Annotated in this window: 17 protein-coding genes; 10 read left to right on the top strand and 7 right to left on the bottom strand. The window is 65.2% G+C overall.

Annotation, left to right across the window (positions count from 1 at the left end; genetic code table 11):
• The first annotated feature begins 6 nt into the window (after positions 1-6).
• A complete protein-coding gene (locus IC762_RS18115; RefSeq protein WP_195783642.1) occupies positions 7-747 on the top strand; it encodes a CpaD family pilus assembly protein in 741 nt (246 codons plus the stop codon).
• Positions 744-2,012, top strand: a complete 1,269-nt coding sequence (locus IC762_RS18110) for an AAA family ATPase (RefSeq protein ID WP_195783641.1) — start codon at positions 744-746, stop codon at positions 2,010-2,012. The genes IC762_RS18115 and IC762_RS18110 overlap by 4 nt, the downstream gene beginning before the upstream one ends.
• Before the next feature lie 120 nt (positions 2,013-2,132).
• On the opposite strand, the gene IC762_RS18105 is transcribed toward IC762_RS18110, so the two are convergent.
• Together IC762_RS18105 and IC762_RS18100 are read right to left on the bottom strand one after the other, a co-directional pair.
• On the bottom strand, positions 2,133-2,960 hold the full coding sequence (locus IC762_RS18105) for a tetratricopeptide repeat protein (RefSeq protein WP_195783640.1): 828 nt from the start codon (positions 2,958-2,960) through the stop codon (positions 2,133-2,135).
• A gap of 151 nt (positions 2,961-3,111) precedes the next feature.
• Positions 3,112-3,360, bottom strand: coding sequence for a PilZ domain-containing protein (locus tag IC762_RS18100; protein ID WP_195790175.1), 249 nt, complete (start codon positions 3,358-3,360; stop codon positions 3,112-3,114).
• A gap of 309 nt (positions 3,361-3,669) precedes the next feature.
• On the opposite strand from IC762_RS18100, the gene IC762_RS18095 reads away from it, so the two are divergent.
• The 5 genes from IC762_RS18095 to IC762_RS18075 all read left to right on the top strand — a co-directional run bounded on the left by IC762_RS18095 (position 3,670) and on the right by IC762_RS18075 (position 6,705).
• A complete protein-coding gene (locus IC762_RS18095) occupies positions 3,670-3,900 on the top strand; it encodes a hypothetical protein (protein WP_195783639.1) in 231 nt (76 codons plus the stop codon).
• A 196-nt stretch (positions 3,901-4,096) separates the two neighbouring features.
• Entirely contained in the window at positions 4,097-4,270 is a 174-nt protein-coding gene (locus IC762_RS18090) for a hypothetical protein (RefSeq protein ID WP_195783638.1), read from the top strand.
• 65 nt (positions 4,271-4,335) lie between these two features.
• Positions 4,336-4,539, top strand: coding sequence for a hypothetical protein (locus IC762_RS18085; RefSeq protein WP_195783637.1), 204 nt, complete (start codon positions 4,336-4,338; stop codon positions 4,537-4,539).
• Between the two features lie 110 nt (positions 4,540-4,649).
• Positions 4,650-4,886 (top strand): DUF6894 family protein, encoded by a 237-nt coding sequence (locus IC762_RS18080; RefSeq protein WP_195783636.1) that lies wholly within the window; start codon positions 4,650-4,652, stop codon positions 4,884-4,886.
• Positions 4,887-5,016: 130 nt separating this feature from the next.
• Positions 5,017-6,705, top strand: a complete 1,689-nt coding sequence (locus tag IC762_RS18075) for a Na/Pi cotransporter family protein (protein ID WP_246801070.1) — start codon at positions 5,017-5,019, stop codon at positions 6,703-6,705.
• On the opposite strand, the gene IC762_RS18070 is transcribed toward IC762_RS18075, so the two are convergent.
• From IC762_RS18070 to IC762_RS18055, 4 genes are all read right to left on the bottom strand, one after another.
• Positions 6,706-7,044, bottom strand: coding sequence for a lipid-A-disaccharide synthase N-terminal domain-containing protein (locus IC762_RS18070; RefSeq protein WP_195783635.1), 339 nt, complete (start codon positions 7,042-7,044; stop codon positions 6,706-6,708).
• Positions 7,044-7,808 carry a glycosyltransferase family 2 protein gene (locus tag IC762_RS18065; RefSeq protein ID WP_195783634.1) on the bottom strand — a complete coding sequence of 255 codons (765 nt, stop codon included), beginning with the start codon at positions 7,806-7,808 and terminating at the stop codon, positions 7,044-7,046. Before IC762_RS18065 ends, IC762_RS18070 begins: the two co-directional genes overlap by 1 nt.
• 63 nt (positions 7,809-7,871) lie before the next feature.
• On the bottom strand, positions 7,872-8,717 hold the full coding sequence (locus IC762_RS18060; protein ID WP_195783633.1) for a phosphatase PAP2 family protein: 846 nt from the start codon (positions 8,715-8,717) through the stop codon (positions 7,872-7,874).
• 1 nt (position 8,718) lies between these two features.
• Entirely contained in the window at positions 8,719-10,464 is a 1,746-nt protein-coding gene (locus IC762_RS18055) for an ArnT family glycosyltransferase (protein WP_195783632.1), read from the bottom strand.
• A gap of 153 nt (positions 10,465-10,617) precedes the next feature.
• On the opposite strand from IC762_RS18055, the gene IC762_RS18050 reads away from it, so the two are divergent.
• Positions 10,618-11,427: an aspartyl/asparaginyl beta-hydroxylase domain-containing protein gene (locus IC762_RS18050; RefSeq protein ID WP_195783631.1), complete on the top strand. Its 810-nt coding sequence runs from the start codon at positions 10,618-10,620 to the stop codon at positions 11,425-11,427.
• 25 nt (positions 11,428-11,452) lie between these two features.
• On the opposite strand, the gene IC762_RS18045 is transcribed toward IC762_RS18050, so the two are convergent.
• Positions 11,453-12,358: a LysR family transcriptional regulator gene (locus tag IC762_RS18045; protein WP_195790173.1), complete on the bottom strand. Its 906-nt coding sequence runs from the start codon at positions 12,356-12,358 to the stop codon at positions 11,453-11,455.
• Between the two features lie 132 nt (positions 12,359-12,490).
• Between IC762_RS18045 and IC762_RS18040 the strand changes: the two genes are divergently transcribed.
• Both IC762_RS18040 and IC762_RS18035 read left to right on the top strand, forming a co-directional pair.
• Entirely contained in the window at positions 12,491-13,378 is an 888-nt protein-coding gene (locus IC762_RS18040; RefSeq protein WP_195783630.1) for an alpha/beta fold hydrolase, read from the top strand.
• Positions 13,379-13,418: 40 nt separating this feature from the next.
• Positions 13,419-14,600, top strand: coding sequence for an MFS transporter (locus IC762_RS18035; protein WP_195783629.1), 1,182 nt, complete (start codon positions 13,419-13,421; stop codon positions 14,598-14,600).
• The last annotated feature ends 16 nt before the right edge of the window (positions 14,601-14,616 follow it).

Genomic DNA, 14,616 nt, shown 5'->3' with positions numbered 1-14,616 from the left:
CGAACGATGACACGCAACAAACAGGCTGGCCGCGCCGCAACGCTGCCGCTGCTCGGCGCCCTCGCCGCCGCCGCAATCGCGCTCGGCGGCTGCAATCTGACCGGCGACGTCGCGACGACAGGAACGGTGCCTGACGACTATCGGCTGCGCCATCCGGTCGCGGTCACCGAAGGCGAACAGTCGATCGTGGTGTTCGTCGGCCGCAGCCGCGGCAACCTGACCGAAACGCAGCGTGACGACGTCATGGGGCTGGCCCGCAACTGGCGCCGTGAAGGCACCGGCGCGATCGCAATCGACGTTCCCGTCGATACGCCGAACGCGCGCGCCGCGCAGGCGATGTCGCAGGAGATCCACGGGCTGCTCGCGTCGACGGGCGTGCCCGCCCACGCCATCACCAAGCGCCCATACCGCAGCGACGATCCGCGCGCGCTCGCCACCATCCGCCTCAGCTATCCCAAGATGGCCGCGGTTGCCGGTCCCTGCGGGGTGTGGCCGGCCGATCTCGGGCCCAACATCTTCGATCCCGGCTACAACGAGAACAAGCAGTACAGCAATTTCGGCTGCGCCACCCAGCGCAACATGGCGGCGATGGTCGTCAATCCGTCCGACCTCGAGCAGCCGCGCAGCGAGACGGCGGCCTACACGCCGCGCCGCTCCATCGCGTTCGAGAAGTACCGCAAGGGCGAGGCGACCGCGACCACCTATCCCGAAACCGAGAAAGCCAAGCTGAGCGACGCAGGGAAATGAGCGAGCAGCAACCAGACCAGCCGCATGGCGACGATTACATCGCGCCGGCGCCGCGCATTTCGGTGCAGGCGTTCTGCGCCAGCGTCGCCACCGCCGCGGCCGCGCGCGCCGCCGCCGAGGATCGCCGGCTCGCCAAGGCCCACCTCTCCGTCCATATGGGCGGCATCACGGCTGCGATCGACGCCTATCACAAGGCGCCGACCCCCAACGTCATCATGCTGGAGACCGAGCCGGACTGCGATTTCCTCGCCGGCCTCGACGAGCTCGCCACCGTCTGCGATCCCGGCACCCGCGTCGTCGTGCTCGGCAACGCGGCCGACGTCGCGCCGTATCGCGAGCTGGTGCGCCGCGGCGTCAACGACTACGTCGTCGGCCCGTTCACGGTGCTCGACATCGTGCGCACGATCTGCAGCCTGTTCTCGGCCTCGGAGGCCGTCTCGGTCGGCCGCCTGATCGCGGTCGCCGGCGCCAAAGGCGGCGTCGGCGCCTCGACCGTGGCGCACAATGTCGCCTGGACCGTCGCGCGCGACCTCGGGCTCGATTCGGTCGTAGTCGATCTCGACCTCGCCTTCGGCACCGCCGGGCTCGACTACAACCAGGATCCGGTGCAGGGCATCGCCAATGCGGTGTTCTCGCCGGAGCGGCCCGACACCGCCTATATGGACCGCCTGCTCGCCAAGTGCAGCGACCGTCTCAGCCTGCTGGCGGCGCCCGCCACCCTCGACCAGGTCTACGATTTCGGCGCCGAGGCGTTCGACGCCATCTTCGACACGATGCGCATGACGACCTCCTGCATCGTGCTCGACGTCCCGCATCAATGGACCGCCTGGACCAAGCGCACGCTGGTCGGCGCCGACGACATCCTGATCGTCGCCGAGCCTGACCTCGCCAACATGCGCAACACCAAGAACATGCTGAACCTGCTGAAGGCGGCGCGCCCCAACGACCGGCCGCCGCTGTACTGCCTGAACCAGGTCGGCATGCCGAAGCGGCCGGAGATCGAGGTCAAGGAGTTCGCCAAGTCGATCGAGAGCCAGCCGATCGCGACGATCCCGTTCGACTGCCGGCTATTCGGCGAGGCCGCCAACAACGGCCAGATGATCGCGGAAGTCTCCGCGCGCCACCGCACCACCAGGACCTTCCTGCAGATCGCGCAGCGCCTGACCGGCCGTCCCGATCTCGCCGAAAACAGCGAGTCGTTCCTGTCGCCGCTGCTCAAGCGCCTGCAATCGCGCCGCGGCGACGGGCGCCGCGCGGCGAGCTAGAGCGTTTTCGAGCGAAGTGGATACCGGTTCGCGTGAAGAAAACGCGTCAAAACAAAAAGCTAGAGCTTCGGTTCTGATTCAATCAGAACCGAAAATGCTCTAGATCAAATTGAGGGACGCTTAGTCCACCCGGTGGCTGGCGGCGACCGGGATCTTGTCGGCACCGGCCCGGACCGCTTCCTTGCGCGCCAGGAGCTTCTTCAGCGCCGCGACGTTGGCGGCGCCCTCGGCCGGCGCCAAGTCGGCCTTCATGATGGTCTCGGCCTCGGCGCTGCGGCCCTGTAGCCCGACCACGACCGCCAGATTGGTGCGGACGCGCATGTCACGAGGTGCGCGCTCGCGGGCCCGCCGCAGCGTTTCCTCCGCCTTCGGCAGGTCCTTCGCGAGCATGTAGGACAGGCCGAGATTGGAGAGCACCGACGGCTCGTCGGGCACAATCTTCAGCGCGCTCGCATAATATTGCCGCGCCTCGTCGTGGCGATCGAGCTGGTCGAGCACGGCGCCTTGCGCGGACAGGATGCGCCAGTCCGGATCCTCCGGCGTGTGCGCGCGCCCGAGCACGTCGAACGCCTGCTGGAAATTGCCGTTGTCGGCGAGCGCCCGGCCGTAGCCCGCGAGCAGCGCCTTGTTGGATGGCTGAGCCAGCACCGCCTGCTCCATCACCGCGACCGCCTGCGCGCGCTGCCCGGTGGCGCGCAGCGCCCTGGCATATTTCAGCGCGGCGTCGGCGTCCTTGGGATTGGCGCGGAGGCGCTCGTGATAGGTTTCGATGTCGCGGCGCGGGTCGACGGGCGCCTCGCCCTGTTCCACGGTGTCGCCCAATGACCCAGTGATGTCAGACGGTCCCGAGGTCTGGCAGGCGGACAGCCCGATCAAGAGGATCGCGGCGGAGAGCGAGCCTGCGAGGCGATGCGCGCGGCCTTTTGGTCGGAATGATTTCTCGGACATCAACGGGGACTCGGAACAACTGTTGTTCCGGATGCTCACAGCTTAACCCTAAGTTCCGGTTAAGCTTGGCATCATGTCGCCGTCATACCAACCAATTGCGGGCGGCCGCGGGTGTCCCGCCGACACGAACGGACATCGCGTTCGGATCGGGTCAGTCGACGAACTGGGCACCGAATTCGTGGCCGATCCGCCAGGCCAGACGGCATTGGCGCGGGCGACTGCCGGCCGAGAAAATGATGGTGAATTGCGGCGGTATCTCCAGATATTCGGCGATCACCTTGACGCCGCCGTTGGAGATATCGGTGATCATGCAGTCGCGCGGCAGCGAGCCCGTCCCGACCTGAATCTTGGCAGCGCTACGGCACACACGGCGTTCGCTCTGGCGGCGATTGGCAAACATCTCGATCCCCAAGCCCTTGCTGGACAACCTTCGGCTGGCAACTGGGATACCTGAGAAAGATTGGGAACTGCCTAGCGGAACCGGTTGCAATTGAGCCGATCGCTTAGGGCTTCGTTCATCGCCGGGGCCCGGCCCGCCGGACCGCGGTTAACAAGATGCTAATTCGTTTTCGACGAAGCATGCTATCCTGCGCGCGCAGGCAGCAATCCGCTGCGCTGCACGCTTGGATACAAAGACTTGTTGGACCCAAAGACTTGGGAGGAAAAAGAGATGAGAACCTCGTTACTCCTGCTCACGGCCATCTTGTCCATGGCTGCGGCCCACGCGGGGCCGGTGCAAAGGGCAAGCGACACGTCGACGGTCACGTCGGACACAAGGATCGGATGCAACGGCAGCACCGGCTGGATCGGCGCGGCGGTCCCATGCCGGAACTATTACAAGTTCACCAATGTCGGCGAATGCCATATCAAGCTGCAGAGCCTCGGCTGGGACAACAACGCGCAGGCCTGGTATTGCAGCAATCTCGGACTGAAGAACTGACCGCGCAGCGAACGAAAGAGCGAAACGAGGCCGCCCCGATTGGCGGCCTTTTCGTTCGGATCCCTTCCCGCGATCCAGTCCGATGCTGGCCTGTTTCCATCCACAGTGGGGTGTCCTTGTCACTCGGTCTTGACGAGTGCCGACATTTGCCTAAATCGGTTCCCGTGTTCAAACCCACCGGACATGGGAGCATCCGATGAAGGACATGAAGGCGCATCTGGAGAAACTTCGGATCGAAGCTGAGGAATGCGAACTAATCAGCAAGCTCGCGACCAACGCGACCAAGAAAGCTCTGTTCGCCAAGCTGGCGGCGCACCATCGCATGTTAGCCGATGACGTCGAGCGGGCCATGACTTCCCCGCAGGCATAGGAACCTTACTCCTCGTTAAAATTTAGAGTCGCCGTTCCGGGCAGGGAACGGCAAGGGGAAAGGATATGGTTCAGAAGCGACGGCGGCTTAAGCAGACGCAGACACTTGAAGAACGACTAAAAGAACGGGCCAAGGAACTTCGTGACCGGGCCAAGGCAATGCCGCCCGGGGCCGAGAAGGAAGCCCTGTTAAAGCGAGCCCGGCAGGCTGAGACCGGCGCGCAGATGAGCGATTGGCTACGCGCTCCGGAGATTCAAGCCCAGACATGACTAGAAACCAACCGCGACGGCGTCGCTTGTAGGAGCACCACCGGCAGAAACCTTGGTGCGCCGGTGGCTGAGAGACATGCGCGCTCCCGCCATATCGACGGGAGGCGCCCATGTCCCGGTACTATTTCGACATCCAGAGCAACGGCGAGTTCTACGCCGATGAAGAAGGCTTGGATTTGTCCGACCTCAAAGCCGCCGAGATCGAAGCCCTGACCACGCTTGCCGGCATGGCGAAGGACTCAACCTTCGTGAGCGGACGGCCGGATATGGCGATCGAGGTTCGCTCTACAACGAAGAGGCTGTTTTGCGTCTCCCTCATCTATAGAGACGTAGGAGCCAGGCACTGAGGCCACGTCAGTTAGCGGCCTTATTCCGGTCAGTACCATCCAGTTCTGCAAGAACAAAAAGGGGTTGATTGGCGTTCGATAGGCCATAACTTGTTCCCTTCGACCTGATTTCGCCGGGATGAAAGCAAGCATGGGAAGCATTGTTCTGCTCGATTTGATGGGAGGCGTTGCGCTTCTGCTGTGGGGCCTGCACATGGTCCACAGCGGGATCCTGCGCGCCTTCGGACCCGATCTGCGCCACTTGCTCGGGAAGGCGCTGCACAATCGCTTCACCGCCTTTGCGGCGGGTCTCGGCCTGACCGCCCTGCTCCAGAGCTCCACGGCCACGGGCCTGATCACCAGTTCCTTCGCCGCCGAGGGGCTCGTCAGCCTGGTGCCGGCGCTGGCCATCATGCTCGGCGCCAATGTTGGCACCACCCTGATCGTGCAGGTGCTGTCGTTCAATGTCGCCGCGGTGGCGCCGGTGCTGTTCATCATCGGCCTGGTCGCGTTCCGCAGCGGGCCGCGTTCCAAGGTGAAGGACCTCGGCCGGGTCTCGATCGGCCTCGGCCTGATGCTGCTGGCGCTGCACATCCTGCTCGACACCATGGCGCCGGCCGAGAATGCGCCCGGCGTGCGCGTCTTCCTGAGCGCGATCACCGGCGATCCCGTGCTCTGCATCCTGATCGGCGCCGTCGTCACCTGGGCGGTGCATTCCAGCGTCGCCAGCGTGCTGCTGGTGATGTCGCTCGCCTACTCCCAGTTCATCTCGCCCTACGCGGCGTTCGCGCTGGTGCTCGGCGCCAATCTCGGCAGCGCCATCAACCCGCTGATGGAAGGCGCGCGGCGCGACGACCCGGCGAGCTACCGCCTGCCGGTCGGCAATCTCGTCAACCGCGTGATCGGCATCCTCGTCGTGGCGCCATTCCTGCGCCCGATCACCGAGCATCTCCACGCGCTCGAGCCGGACCTCGCCAGGGCGACCGCGCTGTTCCACATCGCCTTCAATGTCGTCACCGCCGTGCTGTTCATCGGCGTGCTCGACACCATGGCGCGGCTGCTCGAGCGGTTGCTGCCGAAACGCGCGCAGGCGACCGACCCGTCGCAGCCGCGTTATCTGGACGAGAGCGCGCTGGAGACGCCCTCGCTCGCGCTGGCCGATGCCGCGCGCGAGGTGCTGCACATGGGCGACCATGTCGAGGCCATGCTGCGCAAAGTGATGGCGGCAATGACTGCCAATGACCGCGCCCTGGTCGACCAGGTCTCGAAGACCGACAATGCCGTGGACGGATTGAACGAGGCGATCAAGCTCTACGTCACAAAACTGACCCGCGGCAGCCTCGACGAGCGCGAGGGCCAGCGCGCGATGGAGATCGTGTCCTTTGCGATCAACCTCGAGCATATCGGCGATATCATCGACAAGAATCTGAGCGAGCTCGCGAGCAAGAAGATCAAGCGGCGGCTGGAATTCTCCGCCGAGGGTGCCGCGGAATTGGCTGCCTTCCACAAGCGGACCATCGACTCGCTACGGATCGCGTTCGCGGTGTTCATGTCGGGCGACGTCGGCGAAGCGCGCAAGCTGCTCGCCGAGAAAGCGTCCTTGCGCGCGGTCGAGCTCGCCGCCGTCGATCGCCATTTAGAGCGGCTGCGCGAAGGCCGCCCCGAAACCATCGAGACCACCTCGCTGCATCTCGACGTGCTGCGCGACCTTCGCCGCATCCATTCGCACATCTGCTCGGTCGCCTATCCCGTGCTCGATGCCGCAGGCGAGACGGCAACCGCCGGCGAGAGCGCTATGGAGCCGGCCGAGCTTCCGGCGCCGGCTCCCGGCCGGCCGTGATCAGCGCTCGAGCGTCTTCGATGCGCTGCCGCGGTTCTTCACGATCAGCATGATGTTTCGGATATAGATCAGCGTCGCCAGCCCCTGGCCGACGATGATGACGGGCTCGCGCTTGGCGAGGCCGTACACCAACGTCATCAGGCCGCCGCCCATCGAGAAGAACCAGAATGCCATCGGCACCACGCTCTGGCCGGCGCGCTCGCTGGATATCCACTGCACCAGGAATCGCGCCGTGAAGAACAGTTGCGCGATCAGGCCGAACGCCAGCCAGAAATCGAACTTGGCGATGAAGACGTCGTAGAGATAGGCGTTCAGTGCCTGTCCGTACTGAATCAGCATTATCGGTTCACCTCGGTAACGTCGGTCACTTCGGTGACCACAGGGGTCGGCTTCTTGCGGCGGATCAGCCACCACACACCCAAGAGATCCATGATCCCGATCCAAAGCCGGTCGAAGAACCCGTAGTTCGAGACACCGGAATGGCGGGGACGGTCGACGACGTCGACATAGGCGATCGCAAATCCCTCGCGACGAACCAGCGCTGGCAGAAAGCGATGCAGCCCGTCGAAATACGGCATCGCCAAAAACACCTCGCGCGGAAACGCCTTCAAACCGCAGCCGGTGTCGCGGGTGCCGTCGCGCAGGATGGCGCCGCGTACCGCGTTGGCGATGCGCGACTGCAGCTTCTTGAAGCCGGTGTCCTTGCGCCCGACCCGCTGGCCGGCGGCAAGTCCGACCCGGCCGTTGCCGCTCTCGACCGCCGCGATCAGGTCCGGCAGGAACGCAGGGTTGTTCTGACCGTCGCCGTCGAGCGTCGCCACAACGGCGCCGCGCGCCGCGCGCACGCCGCTGCGCACCGCGGCGGACTGGCCCGAGGACACCGTGTGGCGGAGCTGCCGGACATTGGGCCGTTGCGCCATGATCGCGGCGAGCCGTTCGCCGGTGGCGTCGGTTGAGCCGTCATTGACATAGACGATCTCGTAGGCCCAGCGGCCGTCCAGTGCCGCCGCGATCTCGGCGATCAGCGGCGCGATATTGTCGGCTTCGTTGCGCACCGGCACGACGATGGAAACGGCGACCGGCGTTGGGTCGGAAGCAGGCAAAGGGCACTCGTGGTTGGTGTTGGCAGCGGCGGAAACTCACCCGATCCGGCCGGGCGACCGCTTTTATGGGGCGAAAGCGCTCCTCGCAACCCTTTTGAGACGCCCCTCGGGCGGTCCGGAGAGCGCCAAAATGGCGCCGTCCTGCCTGATGGCAAAACCAAGGCGGCGCGCGGCAAACCAGTAGCGCGCAGCCATGGCGCCGATCACGCCGACCACCGCGCCGGCCACCACGTCGCTCGGATGGTGCGCCAGCAGCAGCAGCCGGGTCGCCGCGATGACCAGCGCATAAACGAGCATCACGGCCCGCGCCCGCGGCCACACCGCGGAGACCGCAAACGCCAGCGCGAACGCCGTGATCGCATGTCCCGACGGAAAGCTCGCATAGGCCTCGGTGCCGGCGAAATGCTGGAAGTTGAACGCATTGGCCTTGCCGCCGACAAAGGGCCGGCCGCGGCCGACGATCCATTTGATCACTTCGCCCAGTGCGACCGACAGTGCCACCGACAGGAACAGATATTGCAGCCGTGTGCCGAGGCCGAGCAAGGCCGCGCGCCGCACGCCGTGCAATGCAGGCGCAACGAGCGCGACCGCGATCAGCAGCACACCAAGCGTCCACAGCACGTGCACGTCCTTGCCGAAATCGGTCAGGATCCGTGCCCACCACAGGCTCGGCGTGCCGCGCGGCGGCATCGCGCTGATTTCAGCTGTGTCGACGGCGACCATCAGCGCGACGATCACGGCGCCCGCGATGACGACGAGCAGCAGCACGTGACGCGCCGAGCGCCGTGCGGCATCGGCGCGTCGCGAATGCGACGGCGCGCGCACCAGCCGGGCAAAGGACAGCCAGACCAGTGTCAGCAATCGTCCGAAATAATGGGCGGACTCCGGGCCTGCTTGCAGCATCGGCATGTCATTCCGTTCCTTCGGAGCGGAAGATCGAGATCGAGACCGCCTTGCCCTGCGAGACGTTGTAGCCCTCGACCTTGACCGGCGCGTTGTAGCGCAGCCCGATCGCCTCGGCGCGTTGCACGAAGGAACGCTCCGAACGCTGCTCGACCAGCGCGAAGCGACATGACCCCTGCGCCAGGAAATCGGCGGCGCCCGATCCGTCGGTGAGCAGCGTCGAGGTGTCGGTCATGAACACCAGGCTCGGCTCGAGGTATCCAGCGGCGGCCGCTTTCGGACCGACACAGGTGACGTTGCGCAGCGCGCGCGCCACCTCCTGGCTCGGAAAGATCGTCGTCAGCCGCGGCAGCACCACGCCATAAGTGCCGCCGGCGAGCAGCATCGCCGCGATCGCGGCGTTGAGCAGCGCACGCTCGCCGCGGCTCTCCTCGAACAGCCACCAGGCGATCAGGCCGAACACCATCGCAAAGGCGAACAGCGGCCAGACCGGAAACACCGGCTGATGGATCGCCTTGATGGCGCCGACGATCACCAGCACCGAGGCGAGCGCCGGCAGCGCAAACCACCAGGCCGCACCGCGCACCAGCCAGGAGTTCGACGACAGCATGCGCCGTTCCACCACGCCGGCGGTCAGGATCGCGACCGCCGGATAGAGCGGCAGCACGTAGTGCGGCAGCTTGGTCAGCACGGCCTCGAACACGATCCAGGACGGGATCAGCCATGCCAGCAGGAACTGGGCGCCCGGCTCGCGCCGCGCGCGCCAGACCGCGGGCGCAGCCATGCCGGCCAGCGGCGCGCCGGGCCAGAACGTGATCCAGAACAACAGCAGATAGAGGCCGGGCGGCGCGCCATGGGACTCCTGGGCACCGAGCTTGCTCAGCATGTCGCCGCCGACCGAATCGGCAAAGAAGGCATCGCCGGCGCGCAGGAAGATCAGCACGAACCATGGCAGCACCAGCACCAGCATCCAGGTCATGCCCCAGACCGGGCGCATGCGCCAGAACCAGGCGGCGGACTTGTCGAAGAACGCCAGCACGGCCATCGCAAGGCCGACGAACATCAGGATCAGCGGTCCCTTGATCAGGATGCCCGCGGCCAGCGCCGTCCAGAAGATCGCCGGCGGTGCCCATGGCGGACGCGCCGGATCCTCGCCGCGCTGCCAGGACAGATAGACCCGCGCCATCGCGCCCATCGCCGCGGTGACGGTCAAAAGCAGCATCGCGTCGGTCTTGGCAAGCCGCGCCTCGCCGCCGAGCAGCACACAGCTCGCGATCATCAGGGCGGCAAGCGCCGCGCCTTGCCGCGTGACGAAGGCGAGCGCCGTCCAGTAGGTCAGCAGCACCGCGCCGATGGCGCCGAGCAGCGACGGCACGCGGTAGACCCAGATGCGGACCTGCGCGCGCGGCAGCCCGAGCGCGGACGCCGTCTTCAGCGAGGCCGCCTGCAGCCAGTAGATGCCGACCGGCTTCTTGTAGCGGACGTCGTCCTGGAAGCGGATGTCGACATAATCGCCACTTTCGACCATCTGCTTGGTCGCCTGGGCAAACCGCACCTCGTCGCGGTCGATCGGTGGAATGGTGAAGAACCCGGGCAGGAACAGCACTAGGCAGCACAGCAGCAGGAACAAAACCGCGCGGGGATGGCTCGCAGTTGCGAATTCGAACGCCATGAACAGCCTGCGGCTGGAATGCGTAGGCTTTGCAGGCTGTTGACCTGCTCCGAAGCGCCGGGGCTGGAGGGTATCGACCATATGCTCCGCATACGATGAAACCGCACTGCAAACAACTGCGTCGTTCCACCTGCCCCCGGGGAGCCTGCGGCCTTGCCGCCACGGTGGAGAAATCCTAAACACCTCCAGAAACGGATTTTGTCCGTACCTTTGATCGACGCTTGGTGGATGGCAATGGATCGTAACACCCGCAAGCGCATCCGGCGATTTGCCGTTGTGCTCGTCATCCTGGTCCCGGCGCTGTATTTCGTGCCGACCCTGACGCTGTTTTTCCTGATCTGCGGCGCGCTCGACATCAAGCGGCATTTCAAGGTCACGCCCGACATGGCGGAGAAGTACTTCCTCGGCAACGGCATCCCGACCTGGCTGCTGTCGCCGATCAACCTGCTTGCCGACCTGTTGTCGGCGCGAAACCTCGGCATGTACCGTCTGGAAGATCTCCCGGCGGAGCATCGCGCCGAGATCGAAACCTGCGTCAAGGCTTTCGTCGAGAACGGCGACCTGATCAAGGCGCGCGTCGCTGAAGTGCTCGGCAACAGCAAGCGCGGCATGCTGACCTTCAAATGGTTCGCGCGGCAGCAAGACATCACGGTCAAGATTCCCGCGTTCGAGCAGGACTTCCGCTACATCAAGACCATCGCGGTCTCGGTGTTCAACACCCGCGAGAAGACCTCCTGGCACTTCGGCCCGCTGCGCCTGACCTTCCGCGTGCTCTATAATCTCGAGCCGATCGACAGCAACGACGTCTACATCAATGTCGACGACAAGACGCATTACTGGAAGAACCAGCCGCTGTTCGTGTTCGACGACACCCTGTTCCACCAATCTGTGAACGACGTCGACCAGACCCGCTACTGCCTGTTCATGGACATCGTGCGCCCGAACCATTTGCAGCCGGCCTTCGATGCGGCGCTCGTGGTCGCGGCCGCGATCGCGGCCTCGTTCAAGACCGTGTTCTACAAGAACTGGTCGTTCATCCGCTGAGCTCTGCCGGCCGTCGCGCTGAATCCTAGAGCTCGGCGTGAGCGAGACGCTCGCGCAAGCGCGGGACGACAAAATCGACAAATGCGCGCAGCTTGAGCGCCAAACGGTTCTGGGAATCGTAGACCAGGTGCACCGGGCGGCGCTGCGGCTCGAAGTCTTGCAAGACGATGGCCAGCCGTCCGTCGCGCACGTGATCAGCGACCTGGTAGGACACCGCGCGAACCAATCCTGCGCCCGATTGCGCCGCATCGATTGCCGCATCGATCGTGTTGACGCTCAGGCGCGAGCGAAACGGCACCGTGGTTTCGGTGCCGCCGGTCTCGAATATCCAGGAGCTCAATGCGGACACGCTCTGGAACGAAATGAGCCTGTGCTGCGCGAGGTCATCGAGCGCCGCCGGAATCCCGTTGGCAGCCAGGTAATCCGGACTGGCACAGATCACGTGCCTGACCGCGCCAAGGCGGGTTGCGATGAGGTTGCTGTCCGGCAGCGGCCCGATGCGAATGGCAACGTCGACCTGATCTTCGAGGAAGTGCGCCAGCCGGTCGGTCATGACAAGGCCGACCGACACTTCGGAATACGCCTCCAGGAAGCGCGTCACGATCGGCAGCACGTGCAATCTGCCGAACATGATCGGCGCAGTAACGACCAGATCGCCCTTCGGCTCGGTGTACTCGCCGGATGCGGCGCGCTCGGCTTCGGTCAACTGCTCCAGGATCGATTTCGCGGCGGTGACGTAGGACCGTCCGGCCGGGGTCAGCTCGACGCCCTTGGCTGAGCGGATCAGCAGCGTCGCCTTCAGATGCGCTTCGAGTTCCGCGACCTTCCTGCTGACCGTCGCCAGCGGAAGCCTCAGCTCGCGGCCGGCCTTCGACAGGCTGCCGCACTCAACTGTGGCGAGAAATACCGACATGGCGTCCAAGCGATCCATAGGTCTTCCAAAAATTGAGAGGGTTTCTCCCGATCTTACCGGCTGCCGGGCAACTCCGGGAAGCCCCAAAACGGGGGCCACGGCATGACGGCGTAATCCTCGTCCGCGGCCGGACAACCAGGAAGCAAGGCCATGATCAATCGCACCTCATACCGCACCGCCGCCGTGAACGGTCGCAATGTGTTCTATCGCGAGGCTGGAGACCCCTCCGCTCCGACCATCCTGTTGCTTCACGGGCTGCCGACCTCAAGCCAGATGTTCCGCGACCTGATGCCGGCCCTGGCGGAGCGCTTCCATCTGATCGCGCCCGACTACATCGGCTTCGGCCACTCCGACGCCCCGTCCCGCAACGAGTTCTCCTACACCTTCGATAATCTCGCGGCGCATGTCGCGGGACTTGTCGATGTCCTCGGTCTCAGCTCGTACATCCTCTACATGCAGGACTACGGCGGTCCGATCGGTTTCCGCCTGTTCGCGCAGCGCCCCGAGCAGGTGAAAGGCTTCATCATCCAGAACGCCAACGCCTATATGGAGGGCGTCGGCGAAGCTCCCAAGAAGGCGCTGTTGCCGCTGTGGGAGGAACGCACTGCCGAAACGGAGAAGGCGGCGCGCGAGTTCGTCAGCCTCGACGGGACCAAATTCCACTGGCTGGTCGGAGCGAAGAATCCCCAAGCGATTAACCCCGACAACTGGGTTCTCGATCAGGCACTGCTCGACCGTCCCGGCACGCAGGACTACCAGGTCGACCTGCTCGAGAACTACAAAAGCAACATCGCGCTCTATCCCGACTGGCAGGCCGCGTTCCGCAAGCACCAGCCGAAAACGCTGATCGTCTGGGGCAAGCACGATCCGTTCTTCATTCCGCCGGGCGCGCGCGCCTACCTGAACGACCTGCCGGACGCCAAGCTCGTCTGGCTCGATAGCGGACATTTCGTGCTCGACGAAAACGTTTCGCAGGTCGCCTGCGAGATCAAGGCGAGGTTCGCGCCCACCCGGGGGACGATCGGTGCTGCCGCCTGACCGCGCCCGCCATCACGCAACACACATTCAGGAGAATATCATGGACCGCCGCCTTCTCGTCCTCTCGATCGGGATGTTCGCGCTCGGCACCGACAGCTTCGTTGTCGCCGGAGTGCTGCCGGAGATCGCTCGCCATTTCGATGTCGGCATCGGCGCCGCCGGGCAGATGACCACGATTTACTCGGTCACGTTCGCGCTGCTGTCTCCCACAATCGCCGCGATCGCAGCCGGTGTTCCGCGCAAGACCATGCTGATCGCGGGTGCCGCCGTCTTCGTGCTGGCAAACCTTGCGACCGCAGTCGCCTCGACCTTCACCATCGCGTTGTTGACCCGCGCGCTCGCCGGTGTCGGCGCCGCCATGTTCTCGCCGACCGCAACCGGCTCCGCCGCAATGCTGGTGCCTCCGGAGCGCCGCGGCTACGCGCTCTCCATCGTGGTGGCGGGCCTGACGCTATCGACCGCGTTGGGGTCACCGGCCGGCGCAGTCATTGGAGGCCTCGGCGACTGGCGATACACGATGCTGTTCGTCGCTGCGCTCGGCACCGCCGCCGGTTTAGGGGTCTGGGCTTTCCTGACCGACGTGCCGCTGCCTCCGGCGGTCTCGCTGTCGAAGCGGCTGGCGCCCCTCGCTGACTTGCGCATCCTGCTGACGCTTGCCACCACCCTGGTCAACCTCGGTGGCATCTTCACCGTCTACACGTATTTCGCGGTCGCGTTCGACCGTGCCATCGGCAACGATGCGGTCGTGCTGGGCGCGTTGCTCGTGCTGTGGGGCGCCGGCGGCACGGTGGCGAACCTCGCGTTCGGACGCCTGATCGACCGCATCGGTTCGCGGATGGTGATCCTGACGACGCTGATCGTGCTCGCCATCGTCAGCGCATCGATGCCGTGGACCAGCGCGAGCCTGTGGACCGCCGTTCCTGTCGTCGCGATCTGGGGCGCGGCCGGATGGGGCCTGCTGGTGCCGCAACAATACCGCCTCGTCGCCCTCGCCCCGTCGATCGCTCCCGTGTTGCTGGGATTGAATACCGCCGGTTCATTCTTCGGGATGTCGGCGGCGGGCCTGATCGGCGCAGTCGCCATTCCGCTCGTCGGCGCCCACTATCTCGGTTTTGTCGGCGCGGGCCTGGCCGTAGTGGCTTTCGTCATCGCCGAGCTCGCGACCATCCGCATCGCCGCCGCCGAGAATTGCCGCACGGCAACCTGCAGCGCGCCAGCTTGACAGCCATCGACGCGAT

It is taken from the genome of Bradyrhizobium genosp. L (assembly GCF_015624485.1).
GTDB lineage: Bacteria > Pseudomonadota > Alphaproteobacteria > Rhizobiales > Xanthobacteraceae > Bradyrhizobium.
Note: the sequence above shows the minus strand (reverse complement) of the source record. Positions and strands in the feature narration are given on the sequence as shown.

Coding starts and splice junctions, on each gene's coding strand:
- IC762_RS18100 (WP_195790175.1), bottom strand. CDS start 3,360: ATGTTTGCCAATCGCCGCCAGAGCGAACGCCGTGTGTGCCGTAGCGCT.
- IC762_RS18075 (WP_246801070.1), top strand. CDS start 5,017: ATGGGAAGCATTGTTCTGCTCGATTTGATGGGAGGCGTTGCGCTTCTG.
- IC762_RS18105 (WP_195783640.1), bottom strand. CDS start 2,960: ATGTCCGAGAAATCATTCCGACCAAAAGGCCGCGCGCATCGCCTCGCA.
- IC762_RS18110 (WP_195783641.1), top strand. CDS start 744: ATGAGCGAGCAGCAACCAGACCAGCCGCATGGCGACGATTACATCGCG.
- IC762_RS18060 (WP_195783633.1), bottom strand. CDS start 8,717: ATGCCGATGCTGCAAGCAGGCCCGGAGTCCGCCCATTATTTCGGACGA.
- IC762_RS18040 (WP_195783630.1), top strand. CDS start 12,491: ATGATCAATCGCACCTCATACCGCACCGCCGCCGTGAACGGTCGCAAT.
- IC762_RS18085 (WP_195783637.1), top strand. CDS start 4,336: ATGGTTCAGAAGCGACGGCGGCTTAAGCAGACGCAGACACTTGAAGAA.
- IC762_RS18045 (WP_195790173.1), bottom strand. CDS start 12,358: ATGGATCGCTTGGACGCCATGTCGGTATTTCTCGCCACAGTTGAGTGC.
- IC762_RS18095 (WP_195783639.1), top strand. CDS start 3,670: ATGGCTGCGGCCCACGCGGGGCCGGTGCAAAGGGCAAGCGACACGTCG.
- IC762_RS18090 (WP_195783638.1), top strand. CDS start 4,097: ATGAAGGACATGAAGGCGCATCTGGAGAAACTTCGGATCGAAGCTGAG.
- IC762_RS18080 (WP_195783636.1), top strand. CDS start 4,650: ATGTCCCGGTACTATTTCGACATCCAGAGCAACGGCGAGTTCTACGCC.
- IC762_RS18070 (WP_195783635.1), bottom strand. CDS start 7,044: ATGCTGATTCAGTACGGACAGGCACTGAACGCCTATCTCTACGACGTC.
- IC762_RS18055 (WP_195783632.1), bottom strand. CDS start 10,464: ATGGTCGATACCCTCCAGCCCCGGCGCTTCGGAGCAGGTCAACAGCCT.
- IC762_RS18035 (WP_195783629.1), top strand. CDS start 13,419: ATGGACCGCCGCCTTCTCGTCCTCTCGATCGGGATGTTCGCGCTCGGC.
- IC762_RS18115 (WP_195783642.1), top strand. CDS start 7: ATGACACGCAACAAACAGGCTGGCCGCGCCGCAACGCTGCCGCTGCTC.
- IC762_RS18050 (WP_195783631.1), top strand. CDS start 10,618: ATGGATCGTAACACCCGCAAGCGCATCCGGCGATTTGCCGTTGTGCTC.